We start from the raw sequence: 17025 nt of genomic DNA on the forward strand, positions 1-17025 counted from the left end.
GTGGTGTCTGGAGTAAGTCTCATGCTCAAATATCTGCCTATTAAATTACTACGTTTTTTAGCGATTAGCTGTCTTGTCACGTTAATTTCTCTAGGATTTGACCGTTTACACCCCGTTAAAGCTAATCCCACCCTCATAGCTCAAACTGCTTGGGCCGGGGCCTCCTTTCCCGTGGAAAACTTCCAAACCTATACCTCCGGTTTCGGTTATCGTTTCTCTCCCATGGATGGTAGTCAACAATTTCATGCCGGGTTAGATCTGGCCGCACCCTTGGGCAGTTATATTCGCAATTGGTGGACCGGCAGAATCGTCGAATTATCCGATCATACAGGCTGTGGCACCATGATTAAGATGCAATCCGGTCAATGGACGCATATTTATTGTCATCTCATGGGTTCGGTTCAATCCGATAGCCGTGGTACTTTTTTGATTGACAGGTCAGGGGGAATCGTCCTTACTCTCGGTCAGGATATACCAGCAGGGGCCCGCATGGCTAGAGTGGGAATGACAGGACGCACCACCGGACCACACCTGCACTGGGGACTGATGTACGGCAATCAATACGTTGACCCCGCTTTGGTTTTAAATGCTATGTACGGCTCTAATCCTTCGGGTAATAGTTAATATCTCCTGCAAAAATCAAAAATCTTCCCTGAGTGAGGAGACTCCGAGGCGGTCGAGGAGACAGAGGAGTAGAAAAAAGACAATAGACAAGTATTATATCAATAAAGCCCACAATTCTGACTACTGGCTACTGGCTACTGACTCCTAACTCTCAGGACAATTTGTGATTTTCACAAGAGGTTCAATGAATAACGAGGGACACTGCTAAAATTAAGCTGATCGATTCAGGTATATCTAGATAAAATGCGAATATTAACCCTTGTACCGGGAGGAATTAGCAATCAACTGCTGTTTTTTCCCACTCTAGAAACCCTCCAGCAAACTTACCCCCAAAGCAGCATCGATGTTTTGGTCGAACCTAGAGCAAAGGCTGCCCATCGTCTCTGTCCGCAGGTTAGGGAAGTGCTTTTATTTGACTATCGAGATCAGTACGGATTAGCGGATTATTTAAATATTTTGGGAGTAATTCGGGACCGGGAGTACGAAATCGCCATTAGTCTCACCAATCGTCCTGCTATCAATCTTTTACTCTGGTTAAATGGTGTTCCTAACCGTATAGGCTATGAAAATAATGGCAGCTGGTTCTTATCGCAACAAGTACCCCAGCCAACGGAAGGCTATCTAGCGGATAATTATCACGCACTGGTCAAAGGGTTAAAGATTGCCGCACCCTGTCCACCTTTAAAACTAACCTTGAATCGCGATGATATCGATTGGGCCGAAATGGAGCAGCAACGCCTCAATATCAAGGATAGCGGCTATATTCTCCTCTACGCCGGCGGTAGCGATCTCAGCATCAGCCAAGGACTGGAAACGCTTTATCCCCTGGAGAGTTGGCTAGAAATTATCCAAGGCATTCGCCATCAACAACCGGATTTGCCAATTGTCGCGATCCAGGGAGAACTGGATGAAGCTTGGGTTTTAGCACTCAAAGCCATGGATAATAACTTAAAAGTGTCCAGAACGGCCGATATCGGTAAAATGGCCGCTATGATCGCCGGGGCCAATTTATTGTTAGCTACCGAAAGTGTCCCTTTACAGTTAGCCGTGGCCGTGGGAACCTATACCCTCTCTCTGCTGGTTCCTTCGTTGTCTAAGAGAGTTTTACCGAGCGGGGGAGAGCTGCATCGATATATTGAAGCTAATACGGGAAAAGTCGCCGATATTACTCCCGAAACTGTCCTGAAAAAGATTTGGGGCCGGTAAATAATCGGGTTTCGATCGCTTTTCTCGTGGCTCGAAACCCGAAAAAAATCGGCATCAAGGCTCAATTTTGCGATTGAGATAACTGACTTTTCAAGGATTCTAGGGAGGCCCAACGACCATCGATGGCAGTATTTTCTGGAAGCAGAAAATCGGGTGGTTGACAATTGGCTCCGCAGAGTTGACGGGGGGGCAAAGTTAGACACAACTGCTCGTATAACCACATTTGCGGGTCAAAATCCCCGTTAGGATCGAGGGTTTCCGAGAGGTCTTCGTAGGCTATTTCTCGCTCTAGAGGATAGGAGCTATCGTAGTCTTTATTTTTGTCTAGCCAGATTAATTCAGAAGTGTTTAATTGCAGACGATGATTATATTGTTGTAAACAGCGATCGCAGGTTAAGGTGACGATGGTTTCTGCTTTCACCGATACTTCCAAAAAATTCCCCCCATGTCTAACCAGCAAGGTCCCCCGCACCGGTGTCAAGGTTTCTAGACCGGGGATAAAATTATCGATGATGATCACTCTTTGTCGATCAGGAGATTTGAGGAGGTGGGGGATAAAAATAGTTTCCATAGATAACTCCTGTATCATTTATCGGGTGTCAACTGCGTTAGCGAGTAACGCCACCATAATTGCTCGGTGACAATCTTTCTTTTATTAGTTTATCGCAGCCCCGAGTGTAGGAATTATGAATTATGAATTATGAATTATGAAGTGGGGAGAATAAATAAAAATAATCTCCTGTCTCCTGTCTCGGAGTCTCCTGTCTCCTGTCTCCTGACTCCTGCATTTGACAGGCTGTCTGTTGATCGATCGAGAAAGTTTCCTCAGAATTGGGAGTATATACACAAAGATACTCCTATGTCAACGGTTTTGAAAAATTTTCTTCCTCGCCTCGGTGGATTGGTTATTGTTGCACTGCTCTGCTCGCTTGTGCTGGGGGGATTGCCTCGGCAGGGAAAAGCAGCTCAATCAGTACATTTATCCTATTGGTTGCGATCAGGAATTGAACAACTAGAGGCGGGTAATTATCAGCAAGCTTTGCAGGATTTCAATCAGTCCCTCGAACAGGAAAATAACTTGGCCCTAGCCTACAGTAATCGCTGTTTAACTGAGATTTATTTACAGGATTATCTGCACGCGTGGCAGGACTGCACCCGCTCTTTACAACAGCAATCCGATAATTATCTAGCCTATTTCCATCGGGGTTTAGCTTTTTATCGTTTGGGAGATTATTCACAGGCGCTGACCGATTATAACCAGACTATCCGGTTAAAACCCACCTATTATCAAGCCTACTATAATCGGGGTTTAGTTCAGGCGGCTATGAAAAATTATCCCTTTGCCCTAGCCGATTTTAATCAATCCTTGCGTCAAATTACTAACCAGCAACCCGACACTTTAGCCACTATTTATAATGATCGAGGTTTATCTCATTTAGCCCTCCACAATTTTACCTCAGCCAAGGCGGATTTTAATCAAGCTCTCCGATTAAATAAAAACAACGCCTCAGCCTACTATAATCTAGCTTGTACCGCTCACCAATTAGGTGAATATGACCGCTCGATCGCCAATTTAAATCAGGCGATTGCCATCGATCCTTTTTATGCCGATGCTTATATTAGAAGGGGATTACTGCGGCATCAATTGGGTTATTATCAATCAGCTTTAGCGGATTTAAATCAAGGAGCAAATCACCTCTATCACCAGGGATTGCACCAAAATTATCAGCAAATCCTCGCCCTAATCGAGCAGATTCACCAACAGTTACTTTCCTTACCATCTCCCATTGTTTAAAAGAGCGGTCAATATTAGACCTCTTGCATAATTAATTTTTCAGGGTTCAAAAACGGCAAAAATAAGGATTAAATGGCATAAAATCTGTAAATAGACCATTTAATTGATTAATGCTTATTTTTAATTCTCCTGACTACTGACTACTGGCTACTGACTCCTAACCCTAACAACGATTTTTGATTTCTACAAGAGGTCTATTATAAAGGAAAGCGTTTCATGGCTGTGACGGCGAGACGGGCATTATCTTTAAGGACTTGGGAAACCCGGGGAATTTGGGGAATTTGCCAGAGAACATCGACGGTGCGCCGTAATAATCGCACTAGATCTCCCTCATCGAGGCTAGTATTTTCGCACAATTCCGGCCAGGATGTCCCCTGGGCCCAACGGGAGGCAATCCCCATCAGTTGGGTTTCTAACCAGACAGGAATAGTGATATCGTAGCGAGATTGAGCTTGATAGAGTAAACGGCGAACTTCTCGCAGACCGGGGGAATTTTCTTCTCCTTGTCGCAAAATATCGATAACTTCTGGCACAGGCGGGTAATTGCACCAAGTATCGGGGCGAGGGGGTTCCGTAATCATGGTGCTGATGGCAGCAGCTAGTTGGCTAGGAGTCAATCGGTCCAAATCTCCCGACATCATCGCTAATCCTAACCAGAGTTCATTTTCCCCGCGAATAGTGGCCGCCGCTTCTCCGAGGGGAGTGGGCAAATAACCCTCTAATGCTTGGAATTCTCGCAAAATCTCGATTAGATTCAGAAATTCTTCCCAGTAGTAGGATTTACGCGATTGTTGTTTTTGGTATTTAATCTGGGTCTTGTGTAACTTATCGCGAGCAAGCTCTCGATCGTAGTATAATTTCATCAATCGCCCCGGATTTTTGCGTTTTTGCAGGGGATGAGCAGCAATTTGACTATTGACAATTTCAATTCTTTGTGCCTGTGTTTCCAGTTCCGCCACCGGTGGGATGCCCTGGACTTGTTGGGGGATTAAATCGGCGATCGCCTGAGTATTTTCCTCACCCTTGCGCCACCCCCCTAGGGAAACAGCTTCTAGGGAAGGGGGTATCAGTTCGCCTAATGCCGCAGGAGGGAGAAAACCTCGATCTATCTCGCTAATATCCGCATAGGCGGCTAAATACCAGCGATTATCACTGCCTAAACAAACAAGGGTTCGCACTTGACCGGCTCCGTGCAGGGTATTGACAAAGATAGCGGGGACGGGGACGGGAACCTTAATATGTTTGCCCTTGAGATGGAGGATAGTTCCGACGGGAATATTCGGCAATTTTAGATGTATTTCCTGTCTTTTCTGGGCTTCTGCCTGACTAGCGAGGATTTTATACAGTCTTTCTTCTTCCCGCAGTCTTTCCCGGAGCTTTTCGTAACTGAAGACCTGCTCCCGCTCGATACCGGCTAATTCCATATCCAACTTAGCTAATTCGGTGGTTAAGGCGGTAATCTGTTGTCGTTCGGGGCTTAACTTCAAACGAGCGAGATATTCGGCGAAACTGCGCTCTAAGAGGTCTTTGGCCTCCTCTAGACTGTGTTTTTGCAGGAGATTTAACACCATGCCGTAACTAGGCGCAAAACAGCTTTGTAGGGGTTCCGGTTGAGCGGTGGCCAGAAAAGCCGCTTCTTTTGCCCCTTCAAAGGGCGTTTGTACTGTCACCACATGGCCCACCGCGTCCATTCCCCGGCGACCGGCCCGGCCGGCAATCTGGACAAATTCCGAGGGAGTCAGCATACTATGACCATCATCGGTGCGTTTGGAGAGGGCCGAGATCACAGTGGTGCGGGCGGGCATATTAATCCCGGCCGAGAGGGTGGCGGTGGCAAAAACCACCTTAATTAAACCAGCTTCAAAGAGTTGTTCGACTAATTCTTTCCAGAGGGGTAAAATCCCGGCATGGTGAACACCACAGCCCCGGGTGAGGGGTTCCACTTGGTCGGCCCGCACCAATTGGGAAGCACTAGCCAGGAATTCAAACAGTTGGTTTTTCGTCTCGGAATCGGCGGTTAAGAGGCTGAGGAGTTGATCTTCAGACTGGGGGTTATTAGCGAAAAAAGCCAGTAATTTCTGGTGTAGGGGCGGATTTTCGACGGCAAAGAAGGAAAGGGCGAGTTCTTGCAGATTGGGATTATCTTCCAAGAAGAAAATGAGTAAACGGTAGTAAATGGCTCTAGCTTCTTCTTGATTAACGAGATTAAGGTTTTTTAGCTCTCTAATCGCCTGATCGCAACCTTTACGGCTGAAAATGACGTAAATAGCTGGGAGCATATCCTTGTCCCGCAGAGTGGTGACAATCGAGGCGATGGTGGGACAATCTTCTCGCTTTAAGCGTCGGGGTTTGCCGTGGCCGACTTTTGAGTGTAGTTTCGGGTTAACTTTGCTCTGTTTTGGGTCGAGCAGCGGGAATAATCCCTCTTTATTGGCGAAATAAAAGCGCAGGGGGACGGGGCGAAAATCGGAGTTAATTAGCTCGCAGCTGGAGGTCTGTTTATTGTCGCTGGGTTGACGCAGTTGCCGCACCCAGTTAATCCAGTCGGTGAGTTCTCCGGGGTTGCCGATGGTGGCGGAGAGGGCTACTAATTGGATACTAGGGGGACAGTAGATAATTGATTCTTCCCAAACGGTGCCGCGACCTCGATCACTGATATAGTGACATTCATCGAGAACCAGGGTTTCCACGTTTTCTAGGGAAGTGCCTACCTGACCAATCGGGGTTTGGTACAGCATATTGCGAAAAATTTCTGTAGTCATGACTACAATTAATGCTGAAGGATTGATCACCACATCGCCGGTAATTAATCCCACTTCCGCAAACAGCAGCGGGGAATCCTCATCGCCATCGGTGGGGGTACGACCGAATTTTTCTTGAAAATCCCGGAATTTTTGGTTAGAAAGAGCTTTCAGGGGAGTGGTGTAGAAAACCCGTTTGCCCCTTTCTAGGGCGCGATAGATAGCGTATTCTCCGATTAAAGTTTTGCCGGAACCCGTGGGAGCGCAGACGACCACTGATTTACCGGCAGCAAGAGCAGCGATCGCCGATTGCTGGAAGTCGTCGAGTTTAAAGGGAAAAATGGTTTTGAGATCCAAAGAAGTAGGGTTTAGGGACTCTTTCACGTCAAGTCTAAGAGGAGAAATTTTTTTAATTGTGGCTATTCTGACTGGCTTTTTTTATTCTAGTCGAAAAAGCAGACTTCTAGAAACTAGGGATAAGCTTAACCTTTGGGGGTGATGCCCAATCCCATCATACTTCATCTGTATAAGAAATGCTGTATCACTAATAATTGTCTCTCTATTTTGTCCTTAGCTTGATTAATTATACCTACTGATCATGATTAAATTTCGTCCTCAAGACTGTCTAGTTTTAGTGGTTGATGATGTCAGTAAAAATCTAGAAGTGGCTGTGAAGATTCTTGATTCTGCTGGTTATGAAACTGCTTGCGCTAGTAGTTTTCAACAGGCAATAGAACGAGTAAAAACTGCTAATCCTGACCTAATTCTTCTTGACTTAATAATGCCAAAAAAGCGGGGGCTAGAACTTTGCCGAAGACTAAAAAGCGATAATTTATACGCTCATATACCGATTATTTTTGTAACAGATAGTAAAGAAAAAGAAGATATTATCAATGCTTTTAATTCTGGGGCTGTGGACTATATAAATAAACCCTTTCATAGTTGGGATCTGTTAGCCAGAGTTAAAATTCATTTAGAACTGAAAAAAACTAAAGAGGAACTAAAAAATATTAATTCTCAACTAGAAAAGCTGGTGAGAACTGATATCCTAACTGGGGTAAATAATCGTCGAGAGATTCTCGCCTTGGGCGAGAAAGAATTTCAACGATGTCGTCGTTATCATCGTTATTTTTCGGTTTTAGTCATCGATATAGACCATTTTAAACATATTAACGATACCTTTGGTCATGTCCTGGGAGATAAAACTTTAATTACTATCGCTGGGGCAATTAAAAACTGTCTGCGTCAAGTGGATAGTTTTGGGCGCTTTGGGGGCGAGGAATTTGTCGCTATTCTCCCAGAAACTAATCTTCAAGATGCTGCTGCCACAGCCCAGCGCATTTGTCAAGTAATTAACAAGTTAAATATTGAAATTAATCGACAAAAAGTGCGAGTTACTGCTAGTATTGGTGTGGCAACATTTAGCCCTGAAGATAATAATCTAGAAGCGGTGATCGAGCGGGCTGATCGTGCCATGTTCGCCGCTAAAAATCAAGGTAGGAATCGAGTTAGTTTAGGTAAAACAGTATGAAAAATTTATTATTGATTCTTGGTTTTTTGCTCTTAGGTGTAGCCCCAAGTTTTAGCGCCGATCTCGATACAATTATACGCCGGGGAAAATTAATTGTCGCTGTTAAAAATAATCTCCCTCCCCTCGCTTTCCTTGATTCTCAGGGGAATCTGCAAGGATTGGAAATCGACATCGCTAAACGTCTAGCGTCAGAAATTCTCGGTTCTGACAGTGCTATTATTCTTAAACCCGTGAGTAATCAAGAACGTTTACAGGTGGTTATTGATGATCGGGTGGATTTGGCGATCGCTCGTGTGGCGATTACTCCTGCACGTCAGCGCTTAGTGGATTTTAGCCCCTTTTATTACCTCGATAGCAGCGGTTTTGTGACGAAAAACCCGCAATTGCAGCGTTTAGAAGACTTAGCTAACTCTAGAATCGCCGTACTCAACGGCTCGACGACAATCGCCCTTGTGCGTTCCAATTTACCTAACGCTATCCTGCGCGGGGTTGCTTCCTATCAAGAAGCTTTAAATTTACTGGAAACGGGGGAAATAGACGCTTTTGCGGCTGATAATAGCCTTTTAACTGGTTGGGTGCAGCAATTACCCAATTATCGTCAATTACCGATCGAGTTGGGGGCGATCGCTCTAGGAGTCGTTCTCCCTAAAGGTTTACAGTACCAAAGTCTCCGAGAACGCGTCAATCAAGCGATCGAGCGGCTAGAATCCACCGGTTGGTTAGCAGAACGGCTGAACTATTGGGGTTTACCCCTGAGAATTCGGGAAATGGGAAGATAGGGTGATGGGGTGTGGGGTGTGGGGTGTGGGAATTATGAATTATGAATTATGAATTATGAAGTGGGGAGAAGGGAGTTTTTTGCTGTGAGCAATGAACAGTGAACAGTGAACTGAAAACTCACATCTGATAACTGATCACTGATAACTGATCACTGATCACTGATAACTGATCACTGATAACTGACTAAATCCTGCTATAATCTGATGGAATAAGTATAAAAATATTAATTGCTCGATCGCTAATTATGGAAGATACCCTGCCGCTTATTTACGTTTCTGGATTGCTAATTTTCGTGATTGGTTTAGGAATTTTTGTCATCGTGCAAATCTTTAAAACCCGTCGAGTGGAAGGAACCTTTAACAAGCTACAAAAGAAATTGCAAAAAGAAAAAGGTACAGCTAAAGAATACTATGAATTAGGGAGCCTTTATCTCGATAAAAAACTCTATGTTCAAGCCTTGAGTTTACTACAAAAGGCTTTAAAAATCTCTGAAGAAGAAAGCATCGAACCAGAAAATCAAGCCCTAATCTATAATGCGATCGGTTTTTCCTATTTTGCCCAAGAACAATTGGAATTAGCGATTCGTAACTACAAAGAGGCAATTAAACTTTATCCTCAATACTCGATCGCTCTCAATAATCTTGGCAATGTTTACGAAAAGAAACAAATGGCGAAAAAAGCTCTCGAAACCTACGAAGAAACTCTCAAATTTGATCCTAACAATACCGTGGCGAAAAAGCGCACCGAATCCCTTCGTAAACGCTTCGCTGAATCGAAATAGTTTTGACTACTGATCAAATTCTTTTTAGAGATCGAAGAATCTTCGATCTCTTTCTTTCTTTATTTCAAGCCATAAAACACCACGATTAAAACTGGGGTTAAAATCGTCAAAATTAAATTTAGGGGCGCACCCAAACGGGTAAAATCGAGGAATTTATAGCCGCCGGGGGCATAAACCATGGTGTTAGTTTGATAGCCAATCGGTGTTAGATAACTATTAGAAGCAGCAAAGGTGACAGCATACATAAAAGCCAAAGGATTTAAACCCAAAGTTTTCGCCACTTCCACGGCGACGGGAATCATTAAAACCACGGCGGCGTTATTAGAGAGGATTTCAGTCAAAACTGAGGTAATTAGATAGAAGAAAACTAAGATCCAAAACCCTGAAAGATGTCCGCCGACAGCGACTAAATTATCTGCTAACCATTTAGTCGTTCCTGAGTTATCCATGGCAGTACCCAGGGGAATTAAACCCGCTAATAAAAAGATAATATCCCAACGAATGGAACCATAGACTTCCCCGGGTTTTAGACAGCCAGTAATTACCATTAAAACCACCCCGACTAAACTGGTGACAAGAATCGGTTGAATATCAAAAGCGGCAATAATAATCACCGACAAAGTAATCATTAAAGCAATAATTCCCTTATCCTTTCGCAGGGATTCGATGTCTTTCTCTTCTAAGACTAATAATTCTCGCGTGGTTTGTAAACCCACAAAACTCTGTTTTGGTCCCTGAACTAAGAGCAAATCGCCAAACTTTAAAGGAATTTTACCCAATCTTCCTTGTAGTAATTCCGAACCCCGTCTAATCGCCAGAACTGTTGCATTATAACGCTGACGGAATTTTAGATCTTTTAAAGTTGTCCCAATTAAACGGGAATTAGAGAGAATCAAAACCTCGGCTAATTTTTCCTCACCCGTAGTAATTGCCGATTCAATATCTCCTTTATGAAATTTGAGATCAGCAAAAATTTCTAATCCCCGTTCATCTTTAATTTTTAATAGTTCTTCCCGGCTACTGTGAACGATTAAAATATCGCCAGCATTGAGAACTTTATCGGCTAAAGGTTGGGGTAAATGTACCTTATTTCTGATTAATTCCAACACATCAAAATCAAACTTTCTTTGTAGTCCACTTTGAGATAAAGTTTGACCGATAAGATTAGAACGAGGGGTAACAATGACCTCACTCAGATATACTTTAGAACCGTAATCATCGTCTAAAAATTCCCCCGTGGAAGATTTGCGATCGGGTAGTAATTTCGGGGCAAAAATTGTTAAATAAATCAACCCTGCTAAAAAAGTTACTACTCCCAAAGCAGTGAATTGAAATAAGCTAAATTCCCCATAACCCAGCTTGGCAGAAATACCACTAGCGAGAATGTTAGTAGAAGTTCCCACCACGGTAATCATCCCCGCTAAAACCGTGGCGTAGGAAAGGGGAATTAATAACTTAGAAGGGGAAATTTTTTGTTTTTTACACCAATCTTCAACGATGGGTAAAAAGATCGCCACCACTGCCGTGTTATTAATAAAAGCACTAATCGGCCCCACTAATGCCCCTAGGACAAATACCTGTTGGTGGGGACTTTTGCCCCCCCAAACCAGCAAGCGATCGCGAATCACTTGAATCACTCCCGTGCGGGTAATTCCGGCACTAAGTACAAACATCGCCATCACTGTCACCGTGGCAGAATTACTAAATCCGGCGATACCTTCTTCGGGAGTAACTAAACCCAAAAGAATCAGGACAATCGCCACGCATAAAGCGGTTAAATCTACCGGTAGCCATTCCGCCACGAAAGCGACTAAAGCAACGACTAAAACCGTTAAAGTCAGAATAATTGGTGTTGGCATTGATTTATTTTTTCGTCATGAACCAGCGAATAAATAACTTCTCCAACTCGATCCAAACAAACATTAAGGCACTAAATCCAAAACAGATTAACAATTCCGTGCCACTAATCCATTGAGTGCCGAAGAAGCTTTGTAGAGGAGGAGCATAAATTAAGAACAATTGTAGGATCGTTGTCAAGCCCACGGCGGCAATAATGTAAGGATTAGAGAAGGGATTCATTTGCACAGCTAACTGGGTATGGGAACGCACCGCCAAAGCATGACCCATTTGTGCTAAACAGAGGGTAGTAAATACCATGGTTTTCCAGCGTCCGGGATCTCCTATTTCGGGGGTTGCCTGAGTATATTGGTAAGCCCAGTACATCATAATAATGGTCAGAATGGCAAAGACGATGCCGATGCGAATCATATACCAACCCAACCCGCGAGCAAAAATGCTTTCCCGGGGGCTAAAAGGTGGACGTTTCATCACATTAGGTTCGGCGGGTTCCATTGCCAAAGCAAGAGCCGGTAAACCGTCGGTGACAAGGTTCATCCAGAGGATTTGCAAGGGAGTCAGAGGTACACCCCCCATACCGATTAAAGGAGCCGCAGCAATGGTTAAAACCTCGCCAATATTACTGCCGAGAATATATTTAATAAAGCGCCGAATGTTACTGTAAACCACGCGCCCTTCTTCAGTGGCAGCGACGATGGTGGCAAAATTATCATCCAGCAAAATCATATCGCTGGCTTCTTTGCTGACATCGGTTCCCGTAATCCCCATGGCGATGCCGATATCCGCTTGTTTTAGTGCCGGAGCATCATTGACTCCGTCCCCCGTCATAGCGACGAATTTGCCCCGTTTTTGCAAAGCTTGGACGATTCTCAGCTTATGTTCAGGAGAAACGCGAGCATAGACGCTCACACCATCTACCTCTCCCTCTAGGTCATTCTGAGACATTTTTTCTAATTCTTTCCCCGTGATTACTCGCTCCCCGGCAGCCGCAATGCCCAATTCACTGGCGATCGCCCTGGCGGTTAATTGGTGATCTCCGGTAATCATAATCGGACGAATTCCCGCCTGACGACAGAGGGCAACCGCTTCTTTAACTTCTTTGCGGGGTGCATCGAGCATTCCCACCAATCCCAACCAAACCAGGGATTGTTCCTCACTATCTTCTCTTTCCGCTTCTGGCACTTCTGTCATCGGTTTATAGGAAAAACCTAAGACTCGTAGGCCATTACCCGCCATTTCGTCATTTTGTGCCAAAATACGGCTTCTTTGTTCATCTGTTAGGGGTTGACTTTCTGCCCCAACTTGGATCAGAGAACAACGTTCGAGAATTAATTCCGGTGAGCCTTTGGTAAACATTAAATAGGCAGAATCCCCCAAACCTAACTGAGCATTCTCACAGATTACTGACATTCTCTTTCTTTCGGAAGAAAAGGGAAATTCCCCTAAACGAGGGCTTTTGGGTGCTAATGCTTCCCGATATAGTCCTCCTTTACCCGCTAACGTCAGTAAAGCTCCCTCGGTGGGATCGCCTAAAATTAACCATTCTTGCGCTTGATTCTGCAAAAGTGCGTCATTACACAGCACACAAGCCGTTAAAATTGCCTGTAGTTCGGGATCACTTTCACTAACACCATTAAACTCACCGATGGGCGCGTAACCTTCCCCGGTGACAGTAATGACATGGTGGGAAGTATTAACTTTCTGCACCACCATTTTATTTTGAGTTAAAGTTCCAGTTTTATCGGAGCAAATCGTCGTTACCGAGCCTAAGGTTTCCACTGCCGGCAATTTACGGATCAAAGCTTGCCTTCTTACCATTCTCTGGGTTCCAATTGCCAAAGTCACCGTCACCACTGCCGGTAAACCTTCGGGAACAACGGCCACAGCCATACTGAGGGAAGTTTCGAGAAATGATTCAAAAAACTGCCAACCGAAGCGAATTACGCCCCCAAGCACGACTACAGCCACTAAAGCTAGGGAACCACTCACTAAAACGTTACCTAACTGCGACATTCGCTGCTGTAGAGGTGTGGGTTCACTTTCTACTCCTTGTAACATAGCGGCGATTTTACCGATTTCCGTATCCATTCCCGTCTTGGTAATCGCCACTTTCCCTCGTCCCTGTACTACCTCTGTACCCTGATAGACGAGGTTAATGCGATCGCCTAAAGAGGCATCTTCCGGTAAAACCTTCTGTGCTTGTTTATTCACCGATTCCGCTTCCCCCGTGAGGGCAGCTTCCCGGATTTGCAGGTTTTGTGCTTCTAATAATCTGCCATCGGCGGCAATTTGTACCCCCGCTTCCAGTAACATGATATCCCCGGGGACAAGTTCCTTGGCCGCCACTTCAAAGGTGCTACCATTACGGATAACCCTGACTTTCGGCGAGGATAACTGCTTAAGGGCTGCTAATGCCTTTTCTGCCCGACTTTCCTGTAAATATCCTAAAATACCGTTTAAAATAACAATCGTAAAAATAGCGATCGCATCTTTGGGAAATTCCCCTTTTTTCAGATCCAAAACTGCCGAAACCACCGCCACGGCAATCAGCATCACTAACATAATGTTAGTAAACTGTTCCCAGAGAATCATTAACGGGCTGCGTCCCCCCGTTTCTTTTAGTTCATTTAACCCGAAAATATCTTTTCTTTTAACAATTTCCGCCTCGTTTAAGCCGGTTTCCCCATTGGTTCTCAGTATTTCTAGGGTTTGTTCGCCAGTTAAATTGTGCCAAGCACGATTATTCTCTATCTCCGAGACTTGGGGGGACGTAGTGGGAAAAGTCATAGCGAGCGATTGAAGAGGGTGTACGCGTGAACTAAAAAGGTAAGCGAGTTAAGCTAATTACATATCACAATATCAGTAATCAGTTATCAGTGACCAGTAATCAGTTATCAGTGACCAGTAAGCAGTTATCAAGGAAGTGGGGAGGGGTAATTATGAATTATGAATTATGAATTATGAAGTGGGGTGTGGGCTTCGCCCGTGAGCTTTTGTCGAACGCTGAACTCAGGCCGAGGTCCGAACGGGTGTGGGGAAATGGGGAGAATAAATAAAAATAATCTCCTGTCTCCTACCTTTTGCCTCTTGCCCCCTGCCTTCTCGACAATCTGAAAAAAAATGTAACGAAATGTGAAGTATAATAGCGAATGTGATAAAGACAAGACATTAGAGAGTAGATAGGAAACGATGCGAGTTGCGATCGCTGGTGCGGGACTAGCCGGATTATCTTGTGCGAAATACCTTGTCGATGCGGGACATACGCCCATCGTACTGGAACGTCGCGATGTATTAGGGGGAAAAATTGCCGCTTGGAAAGATGCCGATGGGGACTGGTACGAAACCGGTTTACATATCTTCTTTGGCGCTTATCCCAATATGCTGCAATTATTCAAAGAATTGGGCATAGAAGATCGCCTACAGTGGAAAGAACACTCGATGATCTTCAATCAGCCGGAAAAACCGGGGACTTATTCGCGGTTTGACTTCCCAGATATTCCCGCCCCAATTAACGGTATTGTTGCCATTCTCCGCAATAATGATATGTTAACTTGGGAGGAAAAAATCAAATTTGGACTCGGGTTAATCCCTGCCATTGTTAAAGGTCAAAGTTACGTCGAGGAGATGGATAAATATTCTTGGTCGGAATGGTTAGAGAAACAAAACATCCCCCCTAGGGTAGAAAAAGAAGTGTTTATCGCTATGTCGAAAGCCCTAAACTTTATCGATCCTAACGAGATTTCCGCCACGATTCTACTAACAGCCCTCAACCGCTTTTTACAGGAGAAAAACGGCTCAAAAATGGCCTTTCTCGATGGTTCACCCACGGAAAGACTCTGCCAACCTTTAGTCGATTACATCACCGCTAGAGGTGGCGAAGTGTGCTTAAATGCGCCTTTAAAAGAGATTATCTTAAATGAAAATGGCACAGTTAAAGCCTTCTTAATGCGCGGTTTAGACGGTGCGAAAGATTATCTTTTTGAAGCCGATCTTTATGTGTCTGCGATGCCTGTAGATCCTTTAAAAGTTTTGATGCCTAAGCGTTGGCAAGAAGATAAATTCTTCCAAAAATTAGAAGGATTAGAAGGGGTTCCCGTTATTAATTTACACCTCTGGTTTGATCGCAAACTAACTGACATCGATCATTTATTATTCTCCCGTTCGCCTTTACTCAGTGTTTATGCTGACATGAGCAACACCTGTAAAGAATACGCTAACCCCGATCGCTCGATGTTAGAATTAGTTCTCGCTCCCGCTCAGGATTGGATTAGCAAATCCGATGAAGAAATTATCGCCGCGACGATGAAAGAACTAGAAAAACTCTTTCCTCAACATTTTACTGGCGATAATCCCAGTCAATTGTTAAAATATCATCTGGTGAAAACTCCCCGATCGGTTTATAAAGCCACCCCCGGCCGACAAGCTTATCGACCTTCTCAGAAAACTCCGATCGAGAATTTTTATCTCGCCGGTGACTATACCATGCAAAAATATTTAGGAAGCATGGAAGGAGCGGTTTTATCGGGGAAATTAGCGGCAGCAGTGATCAGCAAAGATCACCCCGCAGCACCGCTAAACCCGAATAAAACCCAATCCACACCAGTGTCCAGCGCTCGTTAATTCTCTGGCTAGGGACTAATGACGAAAATGGCCTTGAGTGAGACAATGCTATATCATTAGCCACAGTTCGCCGTTAATCTAAGTCAATCATTCCGCCCCAGCAGAATGCTCCAATTGCCAAAACCGACCCACCCCACCAAACCCCTCGTCTCCCTTGCGGAGTCCTACGAACTCTGTCGCCGGATTACAGAGAAGTATTCCAAAACGTTTTATCTCGGTACTCTCCTGATGCCGAAAGCAAAACGTCAAGCGATCTGGGCAATTTATGTCTGGTGTCGTCGTACCGATGAACTGGTCGATGGTCCCCAAGCCCGGTTAACTACCCCTGAAACCCTCGATTTATGGGAAAAACAGCTAGAAACAGTCTTTTCTGGGGTTGCCCTTGAGGATGCCGATGTCGCTCTCGTGGATACTCTAGAAAAGTTCCCCATGGATATCCAACCCTTTCGGGATATGATCGCCGGCCAACAGATGGATCTCTATCGCAGTCGTTATCAAACCTTTGATGAACTAAAACTGTACTGCTATCGGGTGGCGGGAACGGTGGGGTTAATGTCCAGCGCGGTGTTAGGATTGGAGGATGGCGATCGCTCGGCTCCTTGGCGACGCAATCAAAGCGTTTATATTCCCCAAGAAGAAGCGATCGATCTCGGTATTGCCAATCAATTAACCAATATTTTGCGGGATGTGGGGGAAGATGTCCATCGTGGCCGGATTTATCTACCTTTAGAGGATTTAGAGCGTTTTAACTACAGCGAAGACGATTTACTCAAAGGGGTTAATGATGACCGTTGGAAGGCGTTAATGCGCTTCCAAATTGAGCGGGCCCGTTATTACTACGATTCCGCCGAAAGGGGGATTCGCGCCCTTAATCCCGATTCCCGTTGGCCGGTTTGGGCGGCTTTACTGCTTTATCAAGGCATTTTAGACGTAATTGAAGCAAATAATTATGATGTCTTCGCCCGTCGTGCCTTCGTGCCTTTACCCAAGAAAATGCTCTATCTACCCGTGGCTTGGCTGCGATCGCAAGCCTTATAAAAATGCGACGGGTTTTGTCGCTTACCGACTCCACCCGTCAAATCTTACCTAG

General features: G+C 44.8%; 12 protein-coding genes. 8 read left to right on the top strand and 4 right to left on the bottom strand.

Going from position 1 to position 17025, the window contains the following annotated elements; genetic code table 11:
* The first annotated feature begins 21 nt into the window (after positions 1-21).
* Together N0824_RS11215 and N0824_RS11220 are read left to right on the top strand one after the other, a co-directional pair.
* Positions 22-624, top strand: a complete 603-nt coding sequence (locus N0824_RS11215) for a M23 family metallopeptidase (protein ID WP_108936827.1) — start codon at positions 22-24, stop codon at positions 622-624.
* Positions 625-867: 243 nt separating this feature from the next.
* A complete protein-coding gene (locus tag N0824_RS11220) occupies positions 868-1830 on the top strand; it encodes a glycosyltransferase family 9 protein (RefSeq protein ID WP_108936828.1) in 963 nt (320 codons plus the stop codon).
* Positions 1831-1891: 61 nt separating this feature from the next.
* Here the strand turns inward: N0824_RS11220 and N0824_RS11225 are convergent, their stop codons facing one another.
* Positions 1892-2401, bottom strand: a complete 510-nt coding sequence (locus N0824_RS11225; protein WP_046660713.1) for a DUF177 domain-containing protein — start codon at positions 2399-2401, stop codon at positions 1892-1894.
* A gap of 270 nt (positions 2402-2671) precedes the next feature.
* On the opposite strand from N0824_RS11225, the gene N0824_RS11230 reads away from it, so the two are divergent.
* A complete protein-coding gene (locus N0824_RS11230) occupies positions 2672-3625 on the top strand; it encodes a tetratricopeptide repeat protein (protein WP_108936866.1) in 954 nt (317 codons plus the stop codon).
* A 197-nt stretch (positions 3626-3822) separates the two neighbouring features.
* Here N0824_RS11230 and N0824_RS11235 read toward each other — a convergent pair whose 3' ends face one another.
* Positions 3823-6750, bottom strand: a complete 2928-nt coding sequence (locus N0824_RS11235) for an RNA helicase (protein WP_108936829.1) — start codon at positions 6748-6750, stop codon at positions 3823-3825.
* 214 nt (positions 6751-6964) lie between these two features.
* Between N0824_RS11235 and N0824_RS11240 the strand changes: the two genes are divergently transcribed.
* From N0824_RS11240 to N0824_RS11250, 3 genes are all read left to right on the top strand, one after another.
* The gene (locus N0824_RS11240; protein WP_108936830.1) at positions 6965-7897 is read left to right on the top strand and encodes a diguanylate cyclase; all 933 of its coding nucleotides are present in this window, start codon (positions 6965-6967) and stop codon (positions 7895-7897) included.
* The gene (locus tag N0824_RS11245) at positions 7894-8676 is read left to right on the top strand and encodes a transporter substrate-binding domain-containing protein (RefSeq protein ID WP_108936831.1); all 783 of its coding nucleotides are present in this window, start codon (positions 7894-7896) and stop codon (positions 8674-8676) included. The genes N0824_RS11240 and N0824_RS11245 overlap by 4 nt, the downstream gene beginning before the upstream one ends.
* A gap of 245 nt (positions 8677-8921) precedes the next feature.
* On the top strand, positions 8922-9458 hold the full coding sequence (locus N0824_RS11250; protein WP_002735092.1) for a tetratricopeptide repeat protein: 537 nt from the start codon (positions 8922-8924) through the stop codon (positions 9456-9458).
* A gap of 59 nt (positions 9459-9517) precedes the next feature.
* On the opposite strand, the gene N0824_RS11255 is transcribed toward N0824_RS11250, so the two are convergent.
* Both N0824_RS11255 and N0824_RS11260 read right to left on the bottom strand, forming a co-directional pair.
* Entirely contained in the window at positions 9518-11317 is a 1800-nt protein-coding gene (locus N0824_RS11255) for an SLC13 family permease (RefSeq protein WP_108936832.1), read from the bottom strand.
* A 4-nt stretch (positions 11318-11321) separates the two neighbouring features.
* Entirely contained in the window at positions 11322-14102 is a 2781-nt protein-coding gene (locus N0824_RS11260) for a cation-transporting P-type ATPase (RefSeq protein WP_108936833.1), read from the bottom strand.
* Positions 14103-14504: 402 nt separating this feature from the next.
* On the opposite strand from N0824_RS11260, the gene pds reads away from it, so the two are divergent.
* Together pds and crtB are read left to right on the top strand one after the other, a co-directional pair.
* Positions 14505-15935 (top strand): 15-cis-phytoene desaturase, encoded by a 1431-nt coding sequence (gene pds / locus N0824_RS11265; RefSeq protein ID WP_108936834.1) that lies wholly within the window; start codon positions 14505-14507, stop codon positions 15933-15935.
* Positions 15936-16040: 105 nt separating this feature from the next.
* A complete protein-coding gene (gene crtB, locus N0824_RS11270; RefSeq protein WP_108936835.1) occupies positions 16041-16973 on the top strand; it encodes a 15-cis-phytoene synthase CrtB in 933 nt (310 codons plus the stop codon).
* Positions 16974-17025: the final 52 nt, after the last annotated feature.

This window comes from Microcystis sp. 0824 (genome assembly GCF_003112475.1).
GTDB classification, from domain to species: Bacteria; Cyanobacteriota; Cyanobacteriia; order Cyanobacteriales; family Microcystaceae; genus Microcystis; species Microcystis aeruginosa_C.